General features: G+C 60.5%; 19 protein-coding genes. 10 read left to right on the top strand and 9 right to left on the bottom strand.

Going from position 1 to position 20113, the window contains the following annotated elements; all coding sequences use genetic code 11:
- Positions 1–16: 16 nt before the first annotated feature.
- Together GVL52_RS18175 and GVL52_RS18170 are read right to left on the bottom strand one after the other, a co-directional pair.
- On the bottom strand, positions 17–976 hold the full coding sequence (locus GVL52_RS18175) for a DMT family transporter (RefSeq protein ID WP_160009652.1): 960 nt from the start codon (positions 974–976) through the stop codon (positions 17–19).
- 72 nt (positions 977–1048) lie between these two features.
- Positions 1049–1978, bottom strand: a complete 930-nt coding sequence (locus GVL52_RS18170) for an alpha/beta hydrolase (protein WP_160009650.1) — start codon at positions 1976–1978, stop codon at positions 1049–1051.
- A 171-nt stretch (positions 1979–2149) separates the two neighbouring features.
- On the opposite strand from GVL52_RS18170, the gene GVL52_RS18165 reads away from it, so the two are divergent.
- The 5 genes from GVL52_RS18165 (at position 2150) to GVL52_RS18145 (ending at position 7320) form a co-directional block, all read left to right on the top strand.
- A complete protein-coding gene (locus GVL52_RS18165) occupies positions 2150–2884 on the top strand; it encodes a ribonuclease (RefSeq protein WP_160009648.1) in 735 nt (244 codons plus the stop codon).
- 192 nt (positions 2885–3076) lie between these two features.
- The gene (gene ettA, locus GVL52_RS18160; protein WP_160009646.1) at positions 3077–4726 is read left to right on the top strand and encodes an energy-dependent translational throttle protein EttA; all 1650 of its coding nucleotides are present in this window, start codon (positions 3077–3079) and stop codon (positions 4724–4726) included.
- 167 nt (positions 4727–4893) lie between these two features.
- Positions 4894–5919, top strand: a complete 1026-nt coding sequence (locus GVL52_RS18155; protein WP_160009644.1) for a metalloregulator ArsR/SmtB family transcription factor — start codon at positions 4894–4896, stop codon at positions 5917–5919.
- Between the two features lies 1 nt (position 5920).
- A complete protein-coding gene (metF, locus tag GVL52_RS18150) occupies positions 5921–6820 on the top strand; it encodes a methylenetetrahydrofolate reductase [NAD(P)H] (RefSeq protein WP_160009642.1) in 900 nt (299 codons plus the stop codon).
- Positions 6821–7083: 263 nt separating this feature from the next.
- On the top strand, positions 7084–7320 hold the full coding sequence (locus tag GVL52_RS18145) for a hypothetical protein (protein WP_160009640.1): 237 nt from the start codon (positions 7084–7086) through the stop codon (positions 7318–7320).
- Positions 7321–7326: 6 nt separating this feature from the next.
- On the opposite strand, the gene GVL52_RS18140 is transcribed toward GVL52_RS18145, so the two are convergent.
- The 4 genes from GVL52_RS18140 to GVL52_RS18125 all read right to left on the bottom strand — a co-directional run bounded on the left by GVL52_RS18140 (position 7327) and on the right by GVL52_RS18125 (position 11492).
- Positions 7327–8568 carry a lytic murein transglycosylase gene (locus tag GVL52_RS18140; protein WP_160009638.1) on the bottom strand — a complete coding sequence of 414 codons (1242 nt, stop codon included), beginning with the start codon at positions 8566–8568 and terminating at the stop codon, positions 7327–7329.
- 82 nt (positions 8569–8650) lie between these two features.
- The gene (locus GVL52_RS18135) at positions 8651–9448 is read right to left on the bottom strand and encodes a GH25 family lysozyme (protein WP_160009636.1); all 798 of its coding nucleotides are present in this window, start codon (positions 9446–9448) and stop codon (positions 8651–8653) included.
- A 131-nt stretch (positions 9449–9579) separates the two neighbouring features.
- Positions 9580–10251: a class I SAM-dependent methyltransferase gene (locus GVL52_RS18130; protein ID WP_160009634.1), complete on the bottom strand. Its 672-nt coding sequence runs from the start codon at positions 10249–10251 to the stop codon at positions 9580–9582.
- Complete coding sequence (locus GVL52_RS18125; RefSeq protein ID WP_160009632.1) at positions 10248–11492, bottom strand: DUF3419 family protein; 1245 nt, start codon at positions 11490–11492, stop codon at positions 10248–10250. The genes GVL52_RS18130 and GVL52_RS18125 overlap by 4 nt, the downstream gene beginning before the upstream one ends.
- Positions 11493–11670: 178 nt before the next feature.
- On the opposite strand from GVL52_RS18125, the gene GVL52_RS18120 reads away from it, so the two are divergent.
- Complete coding sequence (locus GVL52_RS18120; protein ID WP_160009630.1) at positions 11671–13044, top strand: serine hydrolase; 1374 nt, start codon at positions 11671–11673, stop codon at positions 13042–13044.
- A 23-nt stretch (positions 13045–13067) separates the two neighbouring features.
- Here GVL52_RS18120 and GVL52_RS18115 read toward each other — a convergent pair whose 3' ends face one another.
- From GVL52_RS18115 to GVL52_RS18105, 3 genes are all read right to left on the bottom strand, one after another.
- Positions 13068–13982, bottom strand: coding sequence for a lytic transglycosylase domain-containing protein (locus GVL52_RS18115; protein WP_160009628.1), 915 nt, complete (start codon positions 13980–13982; stop codon positions 13068–13070).
- Positions 13983–14096: 114 nt separating this feature from the next.
- Positions 14097–14732, bottom strand: coding sequence for a LysE family translocator (locus GVL52_RS18110; protein WP_160009626.1), 636 nt, complete (start codon positions 14730–14732; stop codon positions 14097–14099).
- A 59-nt stretch (positions 14733–14791) separates the two neighbouring features.
- Positions 14792–16003 (bottom strand): pyrophosphate--fructose-6-phosphate 1-phosphotransferase, encoded by a 1212-nt coding sequence (locus GVL52_RS18105; RefSeq protein WP_160009624.1) that lies wholly within the window; start codon positions 16001–16003, stop codon positions 14792–14794.
- A gap of 406 nt (positions 16004–16409) precedes the next feature.
- On the opposite strand from GVL52_RS18105, the gene GVL52_RS18100 reads away from it, so the two are divergent.
- The 4 genes from GVL52_RS18100 to GVL52_RS18085 all read left to right on the top strand — a co-directional run bounded on the left by GVL52_RS18100 (position 16410) and on the right by GVL52_RS18085 (position 20112).
- Complete coding sequence (locus GVL52_RS18100) at positions 16410–17117, top strand: DnaJ family molecular chaperone (RefSeq protein WP_160009622.1); 708 nt, start codon at positions 16410–16412, stop codon at positions 17115–17117.
- The gene (locus tag GVL52_RS18095) at positions 17114–17878 is read left to right on the top strand and encodes an N-acetylmuramoyl-L-alanine amidase (protein WP_160009620.1); all 765 of its coding nucleotides are present in this window, start codon (positions 17114–17116) and stop codon (positions 17876–17878) included. Before GVL52_RS18100 ends, GVL52_RS18095 begins: the two co-directional genes overlap by 4 nt.
- Positions 17879–18138: 260 nt before the next feature.
- Positions 18139–18792 (top strand): lytic transglycosylase domain-containing protein, encoded by a 654-nt coding sequence (locus GVL52_RS18090; RefSeq protein ID WP_244619223.1) that lies wholly within the window; start codon positions 18139–18141, stop codon positions 18790–18792.
- Positions 18793–18924: 132 nt separating this feature from the next.
- Entirely contained in the window at positions 18925–20112 is a 1188-nt protein-coding gene (locus GVL52_RS18085; RefSeq protein ID WP_160009618.1) for an FAD-binding oxidoreductase, read from the top strand.
- Position 20113 lies beyond the last annotated feature (1 nt).

Here is a 20113-nt window from a genome sequence, read left to right as displayed (position 1 = left end):
TCCTCCCACGATCAGATCAGGGTGCCCGCGTCGATTGAGATGTATCGGATACGGGCTTTGATGCAAAGCGGCGCTCGCGCCAGATGATATAAAAGCCGGAGCCCATGATGATGAAGATGCCGAGCCATTTCAGCGCATTCGGGAAATCACCGAACACCAGCCAGGCAAAGGCGGTGGCCGAGACGATTTCGAAATATTGCAGCGGCGCCAGTGTCGAGGCGGGAGCCGAGCGGTAGGCGTAGACGCCGAAGATACCGGCGACCGCGGCTGTGACGCCGACGCCGACCAGATAGAGCGAGGCGCGCATATCCGGCATGACGGGATCGAAGACGTCGGAGCCGCTGCCGTGGCCGATGTAGAGCAGGATGGCGCAGATGAGCAGGCCCCAGAGACCCATGTGGAACTGCATCACCCAGGGATCTTCGCGCTGGGCAAGCGCCCGGTTCATCATCGCCGAGATGGCGATGCAGACGGCGCTGACGACCGGGAGAAGAGCAACGTAGCCGACTTCCTGGAAGCTCGGCTGGATGATCAGGATGGCGCCGAAGAAGCCGACGCCGCAGGCGGTGTAGCGCCGCCAGCCGATCCTCTCCTTGAGGAAGATGCTGCTGAGGATCGTCAGGATGATCGGTTCGACGAAGAAGATGGCGATGGCATCGGCAACCGCCATGTATTTCAGCGTGGTGACGAAGGAGATCATCGAGATGGTGATGATGGCGCCGCGGATGGCGTGGAAGAAGCTCTGGCGCCAGGTGGTGTCGGCCAGGTTCTTTCGCCACAGCACGATCGGCAGCATGCACAGCGCCTGCACGGCAAAGCGCGCCGCGGTGATCTCTGCCGAGGGGATGGTGGTGATGGCAAGCTTCGAGAATATGTCGATAACAGGCGATATCAGGACCGATATAAACATCAGGACAAGGCCCATCATCACTTCCGAAGAGGTGTTCGTGGTGGCGGACGGTATGTTGCTGCTCATGTCGGGGTTCTTTGCTCGGGACTGGCTGTTCAGGGGTGCCCGTTCAGGGGGCGGGGGCCTTGGGCTTGTTGCTCAGGATCTGGCGGTTGCCTGGTCGCACCAATCGGCAAAAGCCGAGATTGCCGTGTCAGCGCCGATCTCGTTCAAGGTCTCGTGACGCATATCCTGATATATCTCAGTGCTGATACGAGAGAAGCCGGATGCTTTCAAATGGTTTGAAAGCCAGGTGACGGCTTTTCCGTTGTCCGTTGCCGGATCCTTGCCGCCACCAACCAGTTGGATCGGCGTCTCTGTCGGCAGGCGTGCCAGATGCTGCTTCTGCGGCGCCCGGAACGTCAGTTCGAACAGGTCTAGCCACAGCGACACGGAGGCGTCGAAGCCGCAAAGCGGATCGGCGATATACTTTTCCACCTGATCGGGATCGCGCGACAGCCAGTCGAAATCGGTGCGGCGCCCCGATATCGATTTGCCCCATGTGCCGAAGGTCAGTTTCGGCAAGAGGTCGCTCGGCACGTCGGAGCCTTTCAGTGCTCGCTCGACCAGCAGGATGCCTTGCGCGGCGCGACCGGCGAGGCCGGGATTGAAGTTCGCGTTCCAGATGGCAACGGCGTCGAATTTCCTGGGGTAGGTGACTGCCGCATTGAGCGCGATCAATCCACCCATCGAGTGACCGAAGAGGATGACGGGGAGGCCCGGATGCTCGGTCGCCACGTAGTCGCGCATCGCCAAAACGTCGTCGATGACGCGTCTTGCGCCATCGCGGCGGGCAAAGCGGCCGATCGGCGCGTCCGCTGCGATCGTCTCGCCGTGGCCGCGGTGGTCGTAGGCATAGACATGGTAGCCGCGGGCGGCCATTGCCGTCGCGAAGGTCTCGTAGCGCTTCGAATGCTCGGCGAGGCCGTGGCAGACGAGCACAATGCCGCGCGCCGCGCCGTCTGCTGGCTGATGATGAAAGGCGAGTGAGGCGCCTGAATGATCGAGGCGCCGGGTGTCTGCGAACATGATTTCCTCCGTGGCGGGAGAAGACCAGAACAGCGGCCAAATGCAACAGGCCGGGCAGGTTGTGCCGGGGAATTTCAATGATGCCGTTTTGCGTCTTGCGGGACGATGCGCGACATGCTTTTGTGTTCATGAATTGTTCTTTTGCGGATAGAGGTTGGGTTGGAGATGGGAATGAGCAATCTGCTTGCGCGTATCGTGGCATTGGTCATCGCAACAATCATCGCCGGGCCGGTCTTGGCGCAGCAGGGCGGCGGGCGGACCCGCTACATTCTGGCGGCAAGCTGGCAGCCGGCCGTCTGCCAGACCAACCAGCGCAAGGCCGAATGCGCCCACCAGGGAGGGGAACGCTACGACGCGACGAATTTCTCGCTGCATGGGCTATGGCCGATGCGCAAGGACTATTGCGGCGTGTCCGAGGATCTGCGGTCTGCCGACAAGGATGGCAGCTGGCGTGACCTACCTGCGGTGACGCTCTCGCAGGCGGGCAAGGCAGCGCTCGACAAGGCGATGCCCGGCACCCAATCCGGGCTGGAACGGCATGAATGGCTGAAGCACGGCACCTGCACCAATATGAGCGCCGACGATTATTTCGGCACGGCGGTGCGGCTGGTGGATGAATTGAATGGCTCTGCAGTGCGCGATCTGTTTGCCGCCAATATCGGCAAGATGCTGAGTGCCGAGCAGATCAAGGCCGCTTTCGACAAGAGCTTCGGCCCCGGCGCCAGTGATCGCGTCAAGATGAGCTGCCGCCGGGCGGGGAATAGCCGCGTCATCAGCGAACTGACGATCGGGCTGTCCGAGGACGCGACGACGGATGCGCAGGCGGGGCTTGGCGATCTCATCCAAGCCGCCGGCAGAACGCAGTTCGGCTGCAATGAAGGGATGGTCGATGCGGCAGGGTTCTAAGGTCGGAGAGGGCAAGCCGAGGCCGTGTCTTGCTGGATCGGCCTCCAAAAGCTGGCATGGGGTGCGCCTCTGGCTGCGCTGCTGCGCGAGGCTCCCACAAAACCCGCGTGTTTTTCGGCGCTGCGCGTTGCTCCCGGGCGCCAATTCGCCTACATAGCGGCAACTTCCCATTCTGCCTGGAGCAATTCAACGATGGCACGCCAGTTCATCTATCACATGTCGGGGCTGAACAAGTCCTACGGCGCCAAGAAGATCCTCGAGAACGTCAACCTGTCGTTCTATCCGGATGCCAAGATCGGTATCCTCGGCCCGAACGGCGCCGGTAAGTCGACCGTGCTGCGCATCATTGCCGGACAGGACAAGGAATTCACCGGTGAAGCTTGGCTCGCCGAAGGGGCGACCGTCGGCTATCTCGAGCAGGAACCGCATCTCGATCCTGCCAAGACGGCCTTTGAAAACGTCATGGTCGGCGTCGCCGAAAAGACCGCCGTGCTCGAGCGTTACAACGAGCTGATGATGAACTACTCCGACGAGACTGCCGACGAAGGCGCCAAGCTCCAGGACATCATCGACAGCCAGAACCTCTGGGACCTCGAACAGCAGGTCGAAATGGCGATGGAAGCGCTGCGCTGCCCGCCGAAGGACAGCGACGTCACGCTGCTGTCGGGTGGTGAACGCCGTCGTATCGCGCTCTGCCGCCTGCTTTTGTCGCAGCCGGACCTGCTGCTGCTCGACGAACCGACCAACCACCTTGACGCCGAAACCATCGCCTGGCTGGAAAAGCACCTGCGTGCCTATCCTGGCGCCGTGATGATGATCACCCACGATCGCTACTTCCTCGACAACGTCACCGGCTGGATCCTCGAGCTCGACCGCGGCCGTGGAATTCCTTACGAAGGCAACTACTCGGCCTACCTGCAGGCGAAGGCCAAGCGCATGCTGCAGGAAAACCGCGAAGAAGCAGGACGCCAGAAGGCGATTTCGCGCGAACAGGAATGGATCGCTTCCAGCCCGAAGGCGCGTCAGTCCAAGTCGAAGGCCCGTATCAAGTCCTACCAGCAGCTGGTGGATGCCGCCGAAGGCATCCGTCCCGGCGACGCACAGATCATCATTCCTGTGTCCGAGCGTCTCGGCAACGTCGTTATCGAGATGGAAGGCATCACCAAGGGCTTTGAAGGCCGCACGCTGATCAACGACCTGTCGATCAAGCTGCCGCCGGGCGGCATCGTCGGCATCATCGGCCCGAACGGCGCCGGCAAGACGACGCTGTTCAAGATGATCACCGGCCAGGAAAAGCCGGATGCCGGATCGGTCCGCGTTGGTGAGACCGTGCACCTCGGTTATGTCGACCAGAGCCGCGATGCACTGGCCGCAGACAAGACCGTCTGGGAAGAAATCTCGGGCGGTGCCGAAGTCATCAAGCTCGGCAAGTTCGACATGAACTCCCGTGCCTATTGCGGCGCCTTCAACTTCAAGGGCGGCGACCAGCAGCAGAAGGTCGGCAATCTGTCGGGTGGTCAGCGTAACCGCGTCCACCTTGCCAAGATGCTGAAGGCCGGCGGCAACGTTCTTCTCCTCGACGAACCGACCAACGACCTTGATACGGAAACGCTCGGCGCGCTGGAAACGGCGCTCGAAAACTTTGCCGGCTGCGCCATCATCATCAGCCATGATCGCATGTTCCTCGACCGCCTTGCGACGCACATCCTCGCCTTTGAAGGCGACGGGCATGTGGAATGGTTCGAAGGCAACTTCGAAGACTACGAACAGGACAAGATCCGTCGTCTCGGCGCTGACGCGCTGAACCCGGGCAGCCAGGCCTACAAGCGCCTGACGCGCTGATTGCCGGTTTGCATCGTCGCATTCGAGAAAGCCCCGGTTCGCCGGGGCTTTTTTGTGGACCGCTATGTCGCTATTTGCGCAGCGAATTTCGTGAACGAAGCGAAATGCCGCTTGCGCGACCAATCCATTTCACATAAAGATATCTTTATATGTTGATTGGATCGAATATGGGTGAGCCTGTCAGGTTGGGTTTGGATGCGGTGGTGGACGTTCTCAGGGCGGCCGGTGAGCCGACGCGTCTGCGCCTTCTGGCACTGCTTGCCGCCGGCGATGTCACCGTGACCGATCTTACAGAAATTCTCGGACAATCCCAGCCGCGCATCTCCCGCCACCTGAAGCTGCTCGGCGAAGCCGAGCTGATCGATCGCTATCAGGAGGGTGCCTGGGCCTATTTCCGGCTGCGGCAGGACGGTAAAGCCGCGAGCTTCGTAAGAAGCCTGCTGTCGCATGCCTCCGAGAACGATCCTGTCATCCTGCGCGATGGCGAGCGTCTCGATGCGGTCAAGCGCCAGCGCTCCGAGCGGGCGCAGGACTATTTCAGCCGCAACGCTGCCGAATGGGACGAGCTGCGCCGCCTGCATGCGGCAGATGAAGAGGTGGATGCCGCGGTCATCCGGCTGCTCGGCAGCCAGCCGATCGATTCACTGCTCGATCTCGGCACCGGCACCGGCCGTATCCTCGAGCTGCTCTCCGGGCTCTATAGACGTGCCATCGGCGTCGATGCCAGCCGCGACATGCTGAGCGTTGCCCGCGCCAATCTGGACCGCACAGGCATCACCAAGGCCTCGGTTCGCCATGCCGACATTCTGAACCTGCCCTTCGAGGCGCAGGACTTCGATCTGGTGACGATCCATCAGGTCCTGCACTTCTTCGATCAGCCGGAGATCGCCATCGGCGAAGCGGCGCGCATGCTGAGCCCGGGCGGGCGGCTTGTTATCATCGATCTGGCGCCTCATACGCTGGAATATCTTCGTGGCGAGCATGCACATGTCCGTCTCGGCTTCTCGCATCAGTCGATGTCCGACTGGTTGCGCAAGGCGGGGCTGGATATCGAGCAGGTCGTCGATCTTCATCCGGGGCATCAGAGCGGGCAGGGGCTGACAGTCACCATCTGGCTCGCACGTGACCCCAGGCGTCTGATGGCCTCGATCGAGAGCGAACGCGCCGAACCTATATTTGCCGGGGGAAAATAAAATGGTTTTGAACAGCGACGCGCGCAAAAGGATCGGCATCTCGTTCGAGTTCTTCCCGCCAAAGTCCGATGAGGCGGAAGTCCAGCTGTGGAAGGCTGTCAGCGAATTGCAGGACTGGAACCCGGATTTCGTTTCGGTGACCTATGGCGCCGGTGGCACGACCAAGGCGCCGACGCTGGCGACCGTGTCGCGCTTCATCGCCTCCACCCCGCTTGCCACCGCTTCGCATCTGACCTGCGTCGGTGCGACCAAGGACGAGACGCACAGCGTCGTGGAGAGCTTCCGTGCCGCCGGCGTGAAGCATTTCGTCGCTTTGCGCGGCGACACGCCTGATGGCGTTGGTGCGCCCTACAATCCGCATCCGGGTGGTTATGCCAATGCGGCAGAGCTTGTTGCCGGACTGCGCGAAATCGGCGCGTTCGAGATATCCGTTTCGGCCTATCCGGAAAAGCACCCGGAAAGTCGCGATGTGGCTGCCGATATCGAGATGCTGAAGCGCAAGGCGGAGAATGGTGCGAACCGGGCTCTGACGCAGTTCTTCTTCGACAACGACAATTTCGAGCGCTACCTGGAAAAGGTGCGCGCTGCGGGGATCAGCATTCCTGTGGTGCCCGGCATCATGCCGATCATGAACCTGACGCAGCTGAAGCGCTTTGCCGGTGCCTGCGGCACGGTCATTCCCGGCTTCCTCGACGATCGCTTCGCCGGCTATGACGACAAGCCGGAAGAGCGGGCCAAGGTGGCGGCAGAGGTTGCGGCCGAGCAGATCGAGGATCTGGCCAAGCGCGGCATCAGCGATTTTCATCTCTACACGATGAACCGTTCGCCGCTGGTATCGGCTGTGCTGACCAATCTCGGCTTCAAGCGCAATGAAGCGAAGAGCACCGGCGCTGCGGCGTAGGGCTTGAGGACATAAGGCAGACTAAAAAAGCGCATGCCGCGGTGGCATGCGCTTTTTTAATGTTCTGAACTGTTCGCTATTCAGGAGTTTCGGCATAGTCCTTTTGAGGCAGCGTCAATGTCAGATGAAAAGCATCGACAACACAAATAGAAACGCTGCACCGATCAAAACGACATTCAAGGATCGTGTCAGTCCCATGTCTTTCTCCTCGCGTTAACCAGCCGATAATATGTCGGGAATACGACACTTGAAAAGCGGTTTTTTTGCTGCGCTGCGGCGAAAATGTCGCATCTCCCGGTGGTGACAAAAGCTATTTTGCTGAAAACAAACAGAAAAACCGGCCGGAAAAATATTCACAGATTTTAACGGAACGTAAAACAGAGCGACTGGCAATTCATACCTTTGGCGGATTGAAGGCGCGCGCCAGGCCCCTGAAAAACAACGGAAATCCACAAACGACAAAGCCGGACCAATGGCCCGGCTCGTCATATCCGATTTGATGGGTCTCAGAGCGCGTTCAGAAGCGCCGGTGTCGCCCAGCCGTCTGCCGGCATGCCGAGGCGCTGCTGCTGCTTCTGGATGGCGATGCGGGTTCCCGAGCCGAGGATGCCGTCGATGGCGCCGACGTCGTGGCCCATCGTGTCGAGCTTGGTCTGCAACTCCTTCATCTGGTCGTTGGTCAGGCCCTGTTCCGGGGTGCCCTTCAGGTAGGGCTCGGAGCCGGAGAGGCGGGTGCCGAAATATGCAGCCGAGGTCGTGTAGATGAACGACTTGTTCCACTCAAGATAGATGCCGAAGTTCGGGTAGGCGATGAAGGCCGGTCCGAGGCGGCCCTGCGGCAGGACGAGATCGCCGCGCAGGCTGCCGAAGCTGGTGTCGCCGTTGCGCGGCTTGACGCCCAATGCGAACCATTCGCCAGCGGTCATCGTGCCGCCGAGGCCGGATTTCTCGAAGGGCAGGCTTTCCGGCAGAGTGACTTCCTGCAGCCACGGCTGGCCCTTCTGGAAGCCGAGATGCTGGATGAACCGCGCCGCGGTCAGGATTGCATCAGGGCCGCTCTGCTTGAGGCGCACATGGCCATCGCCGTCGCCATCCATGCCGAAGGCGACGATATCGCGCGGCAGCATCTGCACCTGGCCGATTTCGCCGGCCCAGGCGCCGGTGTTGGTTTCGGGGTCAAGGTCGCCGTGCTCGACCATCTCGATCAGCGCAATCAGTTGCGGGCGGAACAGCTCCGGCCGGCGGCAGTCATGCGCCAGCGTCACCAGTGCATTGCGAGTGTTGAAATCGCCCTGGACGGCGCCGAAGTCGGTCTCCATCGCCCAGAAGGCGGTGATGACGCCCGGGGGAACACCGTATTCCTGCTCGGCGCGGTTAAAGACGTCGGCATACTGCTTCATCTTCTGGCGGCCGATGTCGAGGCGGGCCTGGCTCACGGTTCGCTGCGAGAATTCGAGGAAGGTCTGCTTGAACACGCCCTGGGCGCGGTCGCGGCTGAGAACCTTGGGGTCGATCTGTGCACCCGCCAGTGCGCGGTCTGCGGCCTCGGTCGATGCGCCGGCTGCGATCGCCTCGGCCTTGACGCCGGCGAGGAAGGTCGTGAGATCACCGTCGCAGGCGACAGCTGCTGCAGCAGGAGCCTGGCCGGCCGGAGCTGCCGGTGCCGCTGTTTGCGCTGCTGCGCCGGTTACGATGCCGACGGCGAATAGGAGAGCGAGCGCAGAACGGCTAGCAGGCGTACGGTGCATAGAGTGTATCCTCGTCATTGCTGAAATTGCTGTCGATGTCCCAAATGATTGTGACAGAAGCAAGAAAGAAAGCAGGACGTTACTAAGAATTTCTATCCTTGGATACCGATGCCACCCAGTTATTCCAGTTCTTCGCCGAACCCGCGAACACGTTAATGTCAGTCGGACCCTTGATGCCGGGAATAACGCCCGTCGATGTGTACTGCCAGAAGGCCCAGCGGCGGTTGGCATAGGTCACTTCGGGATGCTTGGCGACCGAGCGGACCCAGAAGTGATAATCCTGGAAATAACCGTCGAGGTTTTCGCGGTGGAAATCGACCGAGGTGTAGATGATCGGGCGCTTGCCGTAATAGGCTTCCAGCCGGTCCATGAAGCGCTTGATCTCGGAACGCACGGTCTCGGGATCGGGGCGGGTGCGGCAGGTCTTGGATTCGCCGTTCCACTCGACGTCGAGCACCGGCGGCAGGCGCATCGATTCCTTCGGCACGTTGCTGATGAACCAGTCGGCTTGCTCGTCTGCCGACGAGCAGAAATAATAGAAATGGTAAGGCGCATTGGGGATGCCGACGGCGCGGGCGCGCTGCCAGTATTCGCTGAAGCGCGGATCGACGCGGTCCTTGCCTTCGGTGGCCTTGATAAAGGCGAATGCGACGCCCGAATTGCGGACGGTCTGCCAGTCGATATCACCCTGCCACTTGGAAATGTCGATGCCGTGGATGGCGTTCTGCTGGGGATGCTTGGCGCCGAAATCCTGAGGATCCGTGTCCTGAAACCGCATTTTCGGCTTTATGGACGCGGTTTCAAGGTAATCGTAGCCAGAGGATGTGCAGCCAGCCAGCATGAGGGCCAACGGCAGAACGCAAAACAGGAGCCGGCGCATGGGTGTTCCGTCATGAACAGAATGATCTTTTTGCCCCACAGCCTGACCTTCGAAAAATGACGTGCCCAGCGAATAGATGCCCCTCTATTCACCATATCAACGTAAAAATTCGGTTAGTTTCAAGCTAAATATTAGCGGCCTTTAATTATAATTGCCCGCCAGGCGTAGCCGCCGCCGATTGTCTTGAACGTCAACTGAGCGTTTTCGCGGTCTGCCTTTGCCTGCAGAACCTCGCGCAGGGTGGCGCGGGGAGTGACGTGGAACCTGGTGAGCCATGAGCGGAGCAGGGCGCGAAACCAGCCAGGGAGCCCCTCCTGCTGGCCGAAATCGACGATGTGCAGCTGGCCGCCCGGGTTGACGGCGGAGAAGGCCGCATCGATGGCGCGTTCCCAATCGGGGATCATCGACAGCGCGTAGGAAATCATGACGCGGTCGAGACCTGCTTGGCCGAATTCCTGCGCGGTGAAGGCGGTGGCGTCGGCAACGCGGAAGTCGGCGGAGGTGCCGAGAGTTGCGAAGGTCCTGCGGGCCGAGATCAGCATCTCCTGCGAGATGTCGAGGCCGTAGAGCTTCGCGTGCGGAAACTGCTTGTGAGCCAGCGCCAGGTTGCGGCCGGTGCCGCAGCCGACTTCGAGCAGCGTGGCGCCCGGCTGGAGGTCAAGATTGCGGATCGTCTGGTCGCGGCCGAGCAGATAGTATTTGCGTGTCAGGTCGTAGATGTGCCGCTGGTAACGATACATGCCGTCCATCAGGTCGGCATGGGTTTCCGTCGGGGCGGAGGTGCCTGTTTCCACCTTGCTCATGCCTTCTTCACGTAGATGTGGAGGCCGCCGTAAATCGCCGAGCGGTCGAGCGGGGTGAGTTCCTGCGAGCGCGCTTCGAGATAGGTCCACTGGTCGCGGATGGCGGGTGACAGCCGGCCTTCGATGATGCTTTTTTCGGCGGCAGTGCGGAAGATGACGCGGGCGCCGTCGCGGGCGGTGCGGGATATTTCCGACCAGACGTCGTTCAGCTGCTGATCGGTCATCCAGTCCTGCGCGTCGAGCAGGACGTATCGATCGCGCGAGGCGGCCGGTTCGCCGGCGAGCAGTTCGGTAAAGCTTGCATGGTGGACGCTGACGCGATCGACATTGGCGCGGATCGCTTCGTAGTGCTCGGGCTTGAGGTAAGTCGGCAGCGGACCTTCGCCTTCGTCGCCGTAGCGGCGGGCGAAGGCCTGCCAGGCAAAGTAGTTCTCCTGCATCGGGAAATGACAGGCGAGCTTTTCCAGACGGTGGCGCAGCACCGGCGCGATCGAATTGTCGGCGGCGAGGCTTGCGAGTTCGTCGTATTGCTGCGGCGGAATGCCGAGGCCGAAAAGCGAACTTTTGCGGCTGGTGATCCAGCGCACGACAGGCTTTTCGAACAGCGGTGCGATCTTGTGGTCGAAGAACTGGCGCTGTTCGTCGAGCGACTGTGCCTTTGCGAGACCGGTCAGGTCGATGCCATGGACGCGGGCGAGCAGGTGGGCGGCGCCGATGAAGCGGCCGAGCAGGCCTGTCTTGTAAATGTTGCGGTCGAAAACGGTGACGCGGCGGCGGCCGAACGTGCGGCCGTTCCAGTAGGTGCGCGTGGTGTCGTCGAGATTGGCGGACAGGAACCGATCGAAGGCCTCGCTGTTGGAGGTCTCGCCCGATTTCGCCAGAAAGCGGATCAGGTCGGCGCGGGCGGGAAGATGCCGGAAAGCGGCAAGCTTCAGCTTGTTGAGCGCGATGTGGTGCGGGTTGAGATCGACGACATCGATCGATGCCGGGCTTTTCGAGAGATAGGCCAGCATGTTGCAGCCGCCGGAGCCGATGGTGACGATGCGGTGATGAGGCTCAAGCTCCATCGCCTGCATGTCGAGATCGGGGTCTTCCCAGATCTGCGGATAGACGAGGCCCGAGAACAGCAATCCGAAAAGACGTTCGGACAGGCCCTCTTTGGAAAAGGCCTTGTGGCGGAGAAGCGCTGCCTTAAGTTTCCGGTTCTTGCGGAAGCCGGCATCCGGTGCAAATTCCGTCATAAGTGAGTCTCTCAACGTTTGGCGTTCAGGGCGTTTAACGCGGCGGCAATACAGTTTGATGACGTCGCCTGTGGGTGGCCTTGCTGGTGGGAACCGTGTGGGGAAGTCGGGCAATCGCTCGTCACGGGGCTTTCACGCAGGCGTATTTCCTGCTTTTCTAAAGTATCGGAGGAGCCCTATGCGACGTGTTCTGCATGCCCTGAGAGCGTTGGCCGCCTTGCTTGTCGTGATCATTGCCGTTGGCGCGGGCTGGCTTTTCATCCGCCCGCCGGAGCTTCTGCGGGTCGGTGATGGCTATGCCGCGAAGATCGTCTGCTCGAACGTTTTTGTCGCCGGGCGCGACGCGGATGCGGTTCTCGCAGAGGATGTGCAGGCGCCGGGAAATCCGCTGCTGCGACTGATCCACGTCGATCTCGATCACGCCGAAAAGCGGGTGACTGCACGCATACTCGGGCTGTTTGCGGCCAATTATGCGGTCTACCGTGAAGGCTTCGGTTGCACGAGTGTCCCGGACGGTGACTTCGCGGCGGCGCTCGAGGCCGTGCCCGCTGCGCCTACGGGAAACCCCGCGAAAATTCAAGGAGTTTGGCCCGAGGGAAACGATTCGGGTGCGTTTGCGGATCAACGGATATCAGCCATTCTGGCCAACCCGGAACTGACAGGCCGGAACATGCGCGCGGTCGTTGTCGTCCACAATGGGAGGATTGTCGGGGAAGCCTATGGCGACGGATTTGGTCCGGACACGCCGCTGATCGGCTGGTCGATGACCAAGACGGTGAATGCTGCGATCGTCGGGCGATTGATGCTGGCGGGCAAGATCGGCTTCGAGGATGCGGCGCTGCTGCCGCAGTGGCGGGACGACAAGCGGGCACAGATCACGCTCGGTCATCTGCTTGGCATGGAGAGCGGCCTCGGCTTCAATGAGGACTACGGCACTGTCGCCGATGTGACCCGCATGCTCTACCTCGACCCGGATGAAACGGCGCTTCCGGCAAGCCGTGCGCTGGCGGCCGATCCGGGGGCGATGTTCAATTATTCCAGCGGCACGTCGGTGCTGATTTCGCGAATCTGGATGGATCGAATCGGCAATCCGCAGCTGGCGCTGGCTTATCCGCGAAAGGCGCTGTTCGATCCGCTCGGCATGTCGAGCGCGGTGCTGGAGGCGGACGCACGCGGAACTTTTGCCGCAAGCTCCTATCTCTACGCCACAGCCCGCGACTGGGTGCGGTTCGGCCAGTTCCTGCTTCAGGATGGGGTATGGAATGGCGAGCGGTTGCTGCCCGACCGTTTCATGGAGATGATGCGCACGCCGACAGCGGCCTCAGGCGGCGCCTATTCGCACGGTCAGGCATGGCTGCAGCCTCCCGGCAGCGCCGGCTCCGGCATTCCTGCCGATGCGCTGTGGCTGGAAGGGCATGACGGCCAGAGCATGGCGATCGTGCCGTCGGCCAATCTCGTCGTGCTGAGGCTCGGGCTCACCCCAAGCTGGCTGCGCTACAGGCCGCAAGTTCTGTTGAAGGATATTCTGGCGACGTTATCTGATGAGGGGTAGGGGTATGTACCGGTGGCTACCGGTCAATAATTGCCCTGGGCGATGTCATCCATGCCCTTGCGCTTGGCATCGTAGTAATAGCCGCGCGCATAGAGCCTGACGGCGTTGTCTTCGCTGCTATCGGACACCAGCCACGCACCGCGCAGATATTTCGCGGCGTATTTGATATTGGTTTCGGCGTCGAACAGGCCTGCAGGTTGTCCGTCGTAACCCATTGATTTTGCTGTGTTGTACTTGATCTGCATCAGGCCGAAGTAGCCGCGCTTGTTATAGGCCTTCGGATTGTAGCGGCTTTCGCGATGTACTACGCGGTGAAGCAGCGAAGCCGGGACCTTATAGATCTGCGAGTATTTTTCGATGATCTTGGTGATTTCGCTCTTCTCGACGGTCGGCGCCCCATCATCGTCATTGTCGCTGAACATCGGCGGTGCGGCCGGCGGATCGATTGGCCCCGAGGTGTCGAAGCCGTAGTCCATCATCGGATGCGGTGTCGTGTCGATTGCCGAAAGGGCGGCGATGGCACCGTTCTGCGGCGTTGCTGCAAATGCCAGCTGGGTCGAAGGCGTGCCCGGACGTGGCGTTGGAATAACCGATTGAATCGCGGTCATTTCCGGCGTCAGCGGTATCTGGCCATAGGCTGATGGCTGCAATTCCGCGGACTGCTGCAATGGGTCAGTGACCGGCATCGCGGCTGTGGCGATCGAGGGGGCCGTCTGATCGGCGCCGGCAATCATCGCTGCTGCTGGGGTGCCTTCGCCTGCGGGGATGGCTGCAAAGGTGGCATCCTCGCCGGGCTTGGGGGTTGGAACGACGACCTGCTCGGCCATCAATTCCGCCTGAGAGGTGTATTCGACGCTCGAGCACCCGGCGGCAACGCAGCACAGCATCGTCGATACGATGAGATTGCGTTTCAAGCTGGAAATACCGATCGCTGCCATACTCTCACTCTCGTGAAACGCGCCGCCCCGGCAGCGTTAAAAGTTACCAAAAACCTTAAGTGCTGGATCGCCAATTAACCTATTCGAGGCTTTGCGGCAACCCGCAGGAAATATCTAGGCCGCGATGCGGCGATATCCGGCGGTCACCGCACCTGCGGCGATCAGCAAAGTTCCGCCCGTGCGGTTGACGGTGCGCTGGACGCTCGCCTTGCGAATCAGGCCGCGGGCGGCGTGTGCGGCAAGGGCGTAAGTGGAGGCGTTGATCGTTGCGAGGACGAGGAAAGTTGCCTCCATGATCAGCATCTGGCCAAGGAAGGGCAGGGCCGGATCGAGGAATTGCGGCACGAAGGCCACGAAGAAAACGATGCTCTTCGGATTGAGCGCGGTGACCACATAGGCGTGGAGAAAGATCTTCAGCGATTTTTCTTCCGGCAGATTGTCATTGTCGGCCATCGGCCCGGCAATGATCGGCGCCCGCCAGAGCTTGATCCCAAGCCAGATCAGGTAGGCGCCGCCAATCCACTTCAGAACCGTGAAGAGCGTGGCCGAGGCTGCCAGAAGTGCGCCGAGGCCGAAAAGCGAGGCGGTCATGGCGGTGAAATCGCCAAGCGCCACGCCGCTGACGGTCGCCAAGGCCGTCTTGCGGCCATGGCCGAGCGCATACGAGACGACGAGGAAAATCGTCGGTCCTGGAATAGCCAACATGATTGCTGATGCTGCAGCGAAAGCTAACCAAGCTTCGAGCGACATGGAATCTCCTCCTCATCCATTAGACAACAAGCAAAGACACCATATCTTGCTTGCGTCAATCATGCGTCCTCGTATTTTTGGCCGATCTCGTCCATCACTTCGCTAAACCATTTGATCGAGGTGTCGAAAGGCTTGCCGCCCTTGATGCGCGGGAATTCGATGGTGCGCAACTTGCCGTTCTGTCCTTCGTCGTGACCGGTAACGCCTGAGATCTTGTTGAGCGCGCTTTCGACGGCAAGGTCGGTCATGCTCTGGATCAGGCGGAGGTCATCGGCGTTTGCGGGCGCGGAGCGGGCGAAGTAGCCCGACTTCTGCACCAGCGAGCGCTCGGCATTCAGCAGGCTGGCAAACTGCTTCTGGAACCAGCCGCCGACATTGATCGTGTCGATCTTGACGTGACCGAAGGCGTCGCGCTTGACGGTTTCGCCGGCCGCTTCGCGTTCTGCAACGATAGCGTCGAGGCAGGCGCCTTCCGAGACGAACACGGTCGCATGGCCTGTGCGGTCCATCACATCCTTCAGGCGCGCCGATTCGGCCTCGAGGTCGAACACCGTCTCGGGCAGATAGACTGCGTCGATGCTCTTCATCTTGGCGTTGGTCATCAGGCCGTCGACATATTCGTTCTGCTTGGTGCGCTTGAGATAGGCGCGCGCGGTGGCGGCTGTCAGCCAGCCGCAATGGCGGCCCATGACTTCATGGATGATGAGCGTGCGCGGTGCCGCTGTCTGCTCGTTGCTGACATTGTCGAAGAAATGCGCACCGACTTCGGCTGCCGTCCAGGCGCCGAGCGACTGCCTGATCGGGACAACGTCGTTGTCGACCGTCTTCGGCAGGCCGACCACCGTCAGGTCGTAGCCATTGGCCGCGAGGTAGGCTGCAAGGTCGGCCGCCGTTGTATTGGTGTCGTCGCCGCCGATGGTGTGCAGGATGCTGATACCGTCATTGGCCAGACGCTCGGCTGCGACCCTCAACGGGTTCTCGCCTTCCTTGACCAGCCCCCGCTTGACGCAGTCGGCGGCGTTGGTGAGCTTGACGCGGCTGTTGCCGATCGGCGAGCCGCCGTAGCGGTGCAGAAGGTAGGCCTTCTCGCGCATCTCTGCGGTGATCTTGATGCTGTCGCCCAGCAGCACGCCCTGATAGCCGGAACGGTAGGCCACCAGTTCGAGATCCGGAGCAATGTCGGTGTAACGTTCGATCAGCCCGCCGACTGCCGACGAAAGACAAGGTGCAAGGCCTCCGGCCGTGAGCATTGCGACTTTTTTCCTGGCCATGGTGCCTCCGATATCGTGTCTGCGCTGGTTGGTTGCTGCTTAGGTATCGCATGGATGCGGCAGAGAAAGGGGAGTGTAAAGTGTTGTTTTCATGAAAATCGCCTGTTTCGGCGAGGCGAAACTGCGAAGATGACTGGAAGCGGCGATCTAATCGTTTCAAGCCGGAACAGCCAGCCGCGAAGGGTTGTGGAAATTGTCGGCGTGAGACATTGCCGGGCTGACGGAAGGGCGCGGCAAAGCGTCACGAGGGTCGCGAGGGAGCGTGGCAGAGGCGAGAAAGCGCCCGATTCCATGCGACCATTACCGAAATGTGAAAGGTGTTTTCAACCCTACGACCAATCGTCATCTTGCAAAGGCAACCTTTATTTGTTCAAGGTGTTTCTCTTTTTGTTGCATGAGAGACCTGATGTCCTTCTGGGAAAAACTGCTGAATGCCATAGGCAACGCTGCGGGAAATGCGCTTTCCGCGGTGGTCGAGGCCATTCGGACCGTTTTCGAGGGCGATCCCGAGACGCGGCGCAAGGTGGCGTTCTCGGTGGCGATCATCGCGCTGTCGGCCAAGATGGCAAAGGCCGACGGTATCGTCAGCGAGAAGGAAGTCGACGCCTTCCGCGAGATTTTCGAGTTCCCCGACGACCAGGCGGTCAATGTCGCCCGACTCTATAATCTCGCGCGCCAGGACGTGGCCGGCTACGAAGCCTATGCCGAGCGGCTATCGACGCTCTGCGTGACCTGCGCTGCCAATTGCCCGGTTCTGGAAGAGGTTCTGGACGGGCTGTTCCATATCGCCAAGGCGGATGGTCTGATCCACGAGAAGGAAATGGATTTTCTGGCGCGCGTGGCCGAGATATTCCAGATGAGCGAGGAAAGCTTCGAGCGGATCGCTGCGCGCCATGTGTCGATGGGCCGCGACCCCTACAAGGTCCTCGGGGTGTCACCAGCCGATGATTTCCCGACGATCCGCCGCCGTTACCACGGCCTTGTCAGCGAACATCATCCGGACAGGCTGATCTCGCGCGGCGTACCGGCCGAGTTTCATGCGATTGCCAATGAACGCATGGCGGCGCTCAATGCCGCCTATGAGGCAATCGAGAAGGAACGCCGCGCCGCATGACCTCTTTCGAGGCAGACTACGCGAAAGCCAGCGTCCGGCCATCGCCGAATCACGGCGAACGCTCGGATGGGCGAAACCCCGATATGATCCTGCTCCACTATACCGGCATGCCGACGGCCGATGGCGCGCTCGACTGGCTCTGTCGGGACGAGAGCCAGGTCTCCAGCCACTACTTCGTGCATGAGAATGGCGATGTCGTGCAGCTCGTTCCCGAGGCGCGTCGTGCATGGCATGCGGGCAAGAGCATCTGGCACGGCGAGACCGACATCAATTCGTCGTCGATCGGCATCGAGATTGCCAATGCCGGCCATCCCGGTGGATTGCCCGCATATCCACAGGCGCAGATCGATGCGGTGGTCGAATTGTGTCGCGACTGCGGCAAACGTTGGTCGATCGTGCCTGAAAGGGTGCTTGGTCACTCCGATATTGCTCCAAGACGGAAGCTCGATCCGGGTGAAAACTTTCCCTGGGGCCTGCTTCATAGCCAAGGGGTCGGGCATTGGGTTGAGCCGGCGCCGATCACCGGGGGGCGGTTTTTCCAGCGTGGCGACCAGGGCCAGCCTGTGGAAGCTCTGCAATCGATGCTGTCGCTCTATGGTTACGGCACGGAAATCACAGGTGAATTTTCCGACAAGATGGCCGGCGAGATCGAGGCTTTCCAACGCCATTTCAGGCCCGAAAGGGTGGACGGGATCGCCGATTTTTCGACGATCGATACGCTCCATCGTCTGCTGGCGGCGCTGCCGCGATACGGCGCTTGAGGCCACGCGCGCGCTCCGGCTTCCACCCCTCGTTTTTGGGGGTATGCTGCGCTGCCACATGTTTTCCCTATTATCTCCTCAATACGATGGTCTAACCCCGGTCGCTGAACGGCGCCGATTGCTTTGTTTGGGGTTATGCATCGGCGTCAATTGAAACGTAAAAGAAAATCCGCCCTTAAATTGAGTATTGAGGCGGAATTGTGCTGCAGTTGTATCGATATTTAACTCAGCGTTTCTTTTAGTCGGAGTATTTTGACTGCATGAGAAAGATTATGTCTGCTGTGGTGTGCGCCAGTGCACTGCTGATGGGATTCAATTGCGCCTTCGCAGGCGAATGGGGCAATAGGGCGCAAACAATCTACAAGACGCAGACACCAAAGGCGCACAAGACAGAGAAGATCGAGACGGCCCGTAAGGTTAATAGAGCACAGAAGGCTCAGACGGCCGCGAAGGCACAGAAGGCAGCTGATACACGGACGTCTCAGAAGACCTTGGCATTGAACACCGTCGACAGAACGTCCGGTTTTGCAACGCCTGACATGCCTGGTAGCAAGTATGCGGCGATCATCGTGAAGTATGCCAGACAGTACGACGTTCCCATCGAGCTCGCTCATGCCGTCGTTCGCGTCGAGAGCAACTACAATCCCAATGCACGCGGCAGCGCCGGTGAAGTCGGCCTGATGCAGATCAAGCCTGCCACAGCGCGGATGATGGGATATTCCGGTTCCAGCAAGGGCCTGTTCGATCCCGATACGAACATCAAGTACGGCATGAAATATCTGGCCGCAGCTCATGAGCTTGGCGGTGGCGGAACCTGCGGTACGATTCTCAAGTACAATGCCGGCCATGCAGCGACGAAGATGAACCCGGTCTCCAAGGCCTATTGCGGCAAAGTGCTGGCAATGCTCGATTGATGGTAGGTCAAGTGGTTGTAGGCCAAGTGGTTGCCGGGTGAAACGAATTGCGGATGAATCACTTGGGCCGTGCACTTAACAATATGAATCAACTTGATCGTCATGCTACCTGACCTTGAAACGAGGTGAGACATGGCAGTCGATTTCAAGGTGATCGTGATCGGGCGCGGAATGATGGGCGCGGCTGCGGCCCGCCACCTTTCAGCGATGATCGACGGTGTGGCGCTGATCGGTCCGCGTGAGCCGGCCGAGCGCAAACGCCACCATGGGGTCTTTGCGAGCCACTATGACGAGGCTCGCATTACCCGAACTTTCGATGACAACGTGGTCTGGGCGACGCTTGCCGCCCGCTCCCTGGATCGATACGCCGAAATCGAGGCGAGAAGCGGTATCTCGTTCTTTCGCGAGGCGGGATGCCTGTTCGCCGGCCCGGTGCCGCAGCCGGGGCAGGGCTATCTCGGGCGAGCGATCGATATTTCAGCCAGGCTCGGAGTCGATTTCGAAACGTTGGAACCCACAGCTTTGCGTGAGCGGTTCCCACAATTTTCGCTGAGAGCCGGGTTCAACGGTTATTTCGAGAAGCGTCGTGCCGGGCACGTCAATCCCCGCGCGCTGGTGCGGGCACAGGCCGCCCTTGCCGAGGCCGGTGGCGTGACGGTCATCGACGCAACGGTGACCGGCGTCAGGGATGCCGGCGCACAGGTCGAGGTGACGGTCGGCGAGAGGGTCTATACGGCGGAGCGCGTGCTTGTCGCTGCCGGCGGCTTCAGCAATTTCAATCAGCTTCTTCCCGATCCCGTCGATATTCGCGTGGCGGCCCGAACAGTTGCCTTCTACGAACTGGGCGAGCGGGAGATGGCAATCTTCGGCAGCATGCCTTCGAGCATCGTGTTCGGTGATCGCGACGAGGATCATGTCTATATCCTGCCGCCGGTGGTTTATCCCGATGGTAAAACCTATCTCAAATTGGGTGGCGATACGGAAGCACGCAGCTTTGACTCGCTGGAGGATGCTGGTGCATGGTTTCGCTCGGATGGCAGTCTCGCCGAGCGCGATCTGCTGGTTGCCGCGGCATCGGAAATCATGCCGGATCTCGCGGGCTGCCCGGTAACGACAGCGCCTTGCGTCGCGACCTTCACGCCGACGGCCTATCCCTATGCGGGTTTTACGTCGTCGCCGCGAATAGCGGTACTGACAGGGGGTAATTTCGTTGCGGCGAAATCGTCAGACGAACTCGGGCGACTGGGTGCGGTGCTGATGACGGAGGGGCGGCTTGGAAACGAGGACTTCGGTAGGGAACTGACACCGGTTTTTCGATAGG

Origin of the sequence: Rhizobium sp. 18055 (assembly GCF_902706285.1) — a bacterium.
In the GTDB taxonomy this organism is placed as follows: Bacteria; Pseudomonadota; Alphaproteobacteria; order Rhizobiales; family Rhizobiaceae; genus Rhizobium.
This window is presented reverse-complemented; position numbering and strand designations above follow the sequence as displayed.

Coding starts and splice junctions, on each gene's coding strand:
- GVL52_RS18175 (WP_160009652.1), bottom strand. CDS start 976: ATGAGCAGCAACATACCGTCCGCCACCACGAACACCTCTTCGGAAGTG.
- GVL52_RS18170 (WP_160009650.1), bottom strand. CDS start 1,978: ATGTTCGCAGACACCCGGCGCCTCGATCATTCAGGCGCCTCACTCGCC.
- GVL52_RS18165 (WP_160009648.1), top strand. CDS start 2,150: ATGAGCAATCTGCTTGCGCGTATCGTGGCATTGGTCATCGCAACAATC.
- ettA (WP_160009646.1), top strand. CDS start 3,077: ATGGCACGCCAGTTCATCTATCACATGTCGGGGCTGAACAAGTCCTAC.
- GVL52_RS18155 (WP_160009644.1), top strand. CDS start 4,894: ATGGGTGAGCCTGTCAGGTTGGGTTTGGATGCGGTGGTGGACGTTCTC.
- metF (WP_160009642.1), top strand. CDS start 5,921: ATGGTTTTGAACAGCGACGCGCGCAAAAGGATCGGCATCTCGTTCGAG.
- GVL52_RS18140 (WP_160009638.1), bottom strand. CDS start 8,568: ATGCACCGTACGCCTGCTAGCCGTTCTGCGCTCGCTCTCCTATTCGCC.
- GVL52_RS18135 (WP_160009636.1), bottom strand. CDS start 9,448: ATGCGCCGGCTCCTGTTTTGCGTTCTGCCGTTGGCCCTCATGCTGGCT.
- GVL52_RS18130 (WP_160009634.1), bottom strand. CDS start 10,251: ATGAGCAAGGTGGAAACAGGCACCTCCGCCCCGACGGAAACCCATGCC.
- GVL52_RS18125 (WP_160009632.1), bottom strand. CDS start 11,492: ATGACGGAATTTGCACCGGATGCCGGCTTCCGCAAGAACCGGAAACTT.
- GVL52_RS18120 (WP_160009630.1), top strand. CDS start 11,671: ATGCGACGTGTTCTGCATGCCCTGAGAGCGTTGGCCGCCTTGCTTGTC.
- GVL52_RS18115 (WP_160009628.1), bottom strand. CDS start 13,982: ATGGCAGCGATCGGTATTTCCAGCTTGAAACGCAATCTCATCGTATCG.
- GVL52_RS18110 (WP_160009626.1), bottom strand. CDS start 14,732: ATGTCGCTCGAAGCTTGGTTAGCTTTCGCTGCAGCATCAGCAATCATG.
- GVL52_RS18105 (WP_160009624.1), bottom strand. CDS start 16,003: ATGGCCAGGAAAAAAGTCGCAATGCTCACGGCCGGAGGCCTTGCACCT.
- GVL52_RS18100 (WP_160009622.1), top strand. CDS start 16,410: ATGTCCTTCTGGGAAAAACTGCTGAATGCCATAGGCAACGCTGCGGGA.
- GVL52_RS18095 (WP_160009620.1), top strand. CDS start 17,114: ATGACCTCTTTCGAGGCAGACTACGCGAAAGCCAGCGTCCGGCCATCG.
- GVL52_RS18090 (WP_244619223.1), top strand. CDS start 18,139: ATGAGAAAGATTATGTCTGCTGTGGTGTGCGCCAGTGCACTGCTGATG.
- GVL52_RS18085 (WP_160009618.1), top strand. CDS start 18,925: ATGGCAGTCGATTTCAAGGTGATCGTGATCGGGCGCGGAATGATGGGC.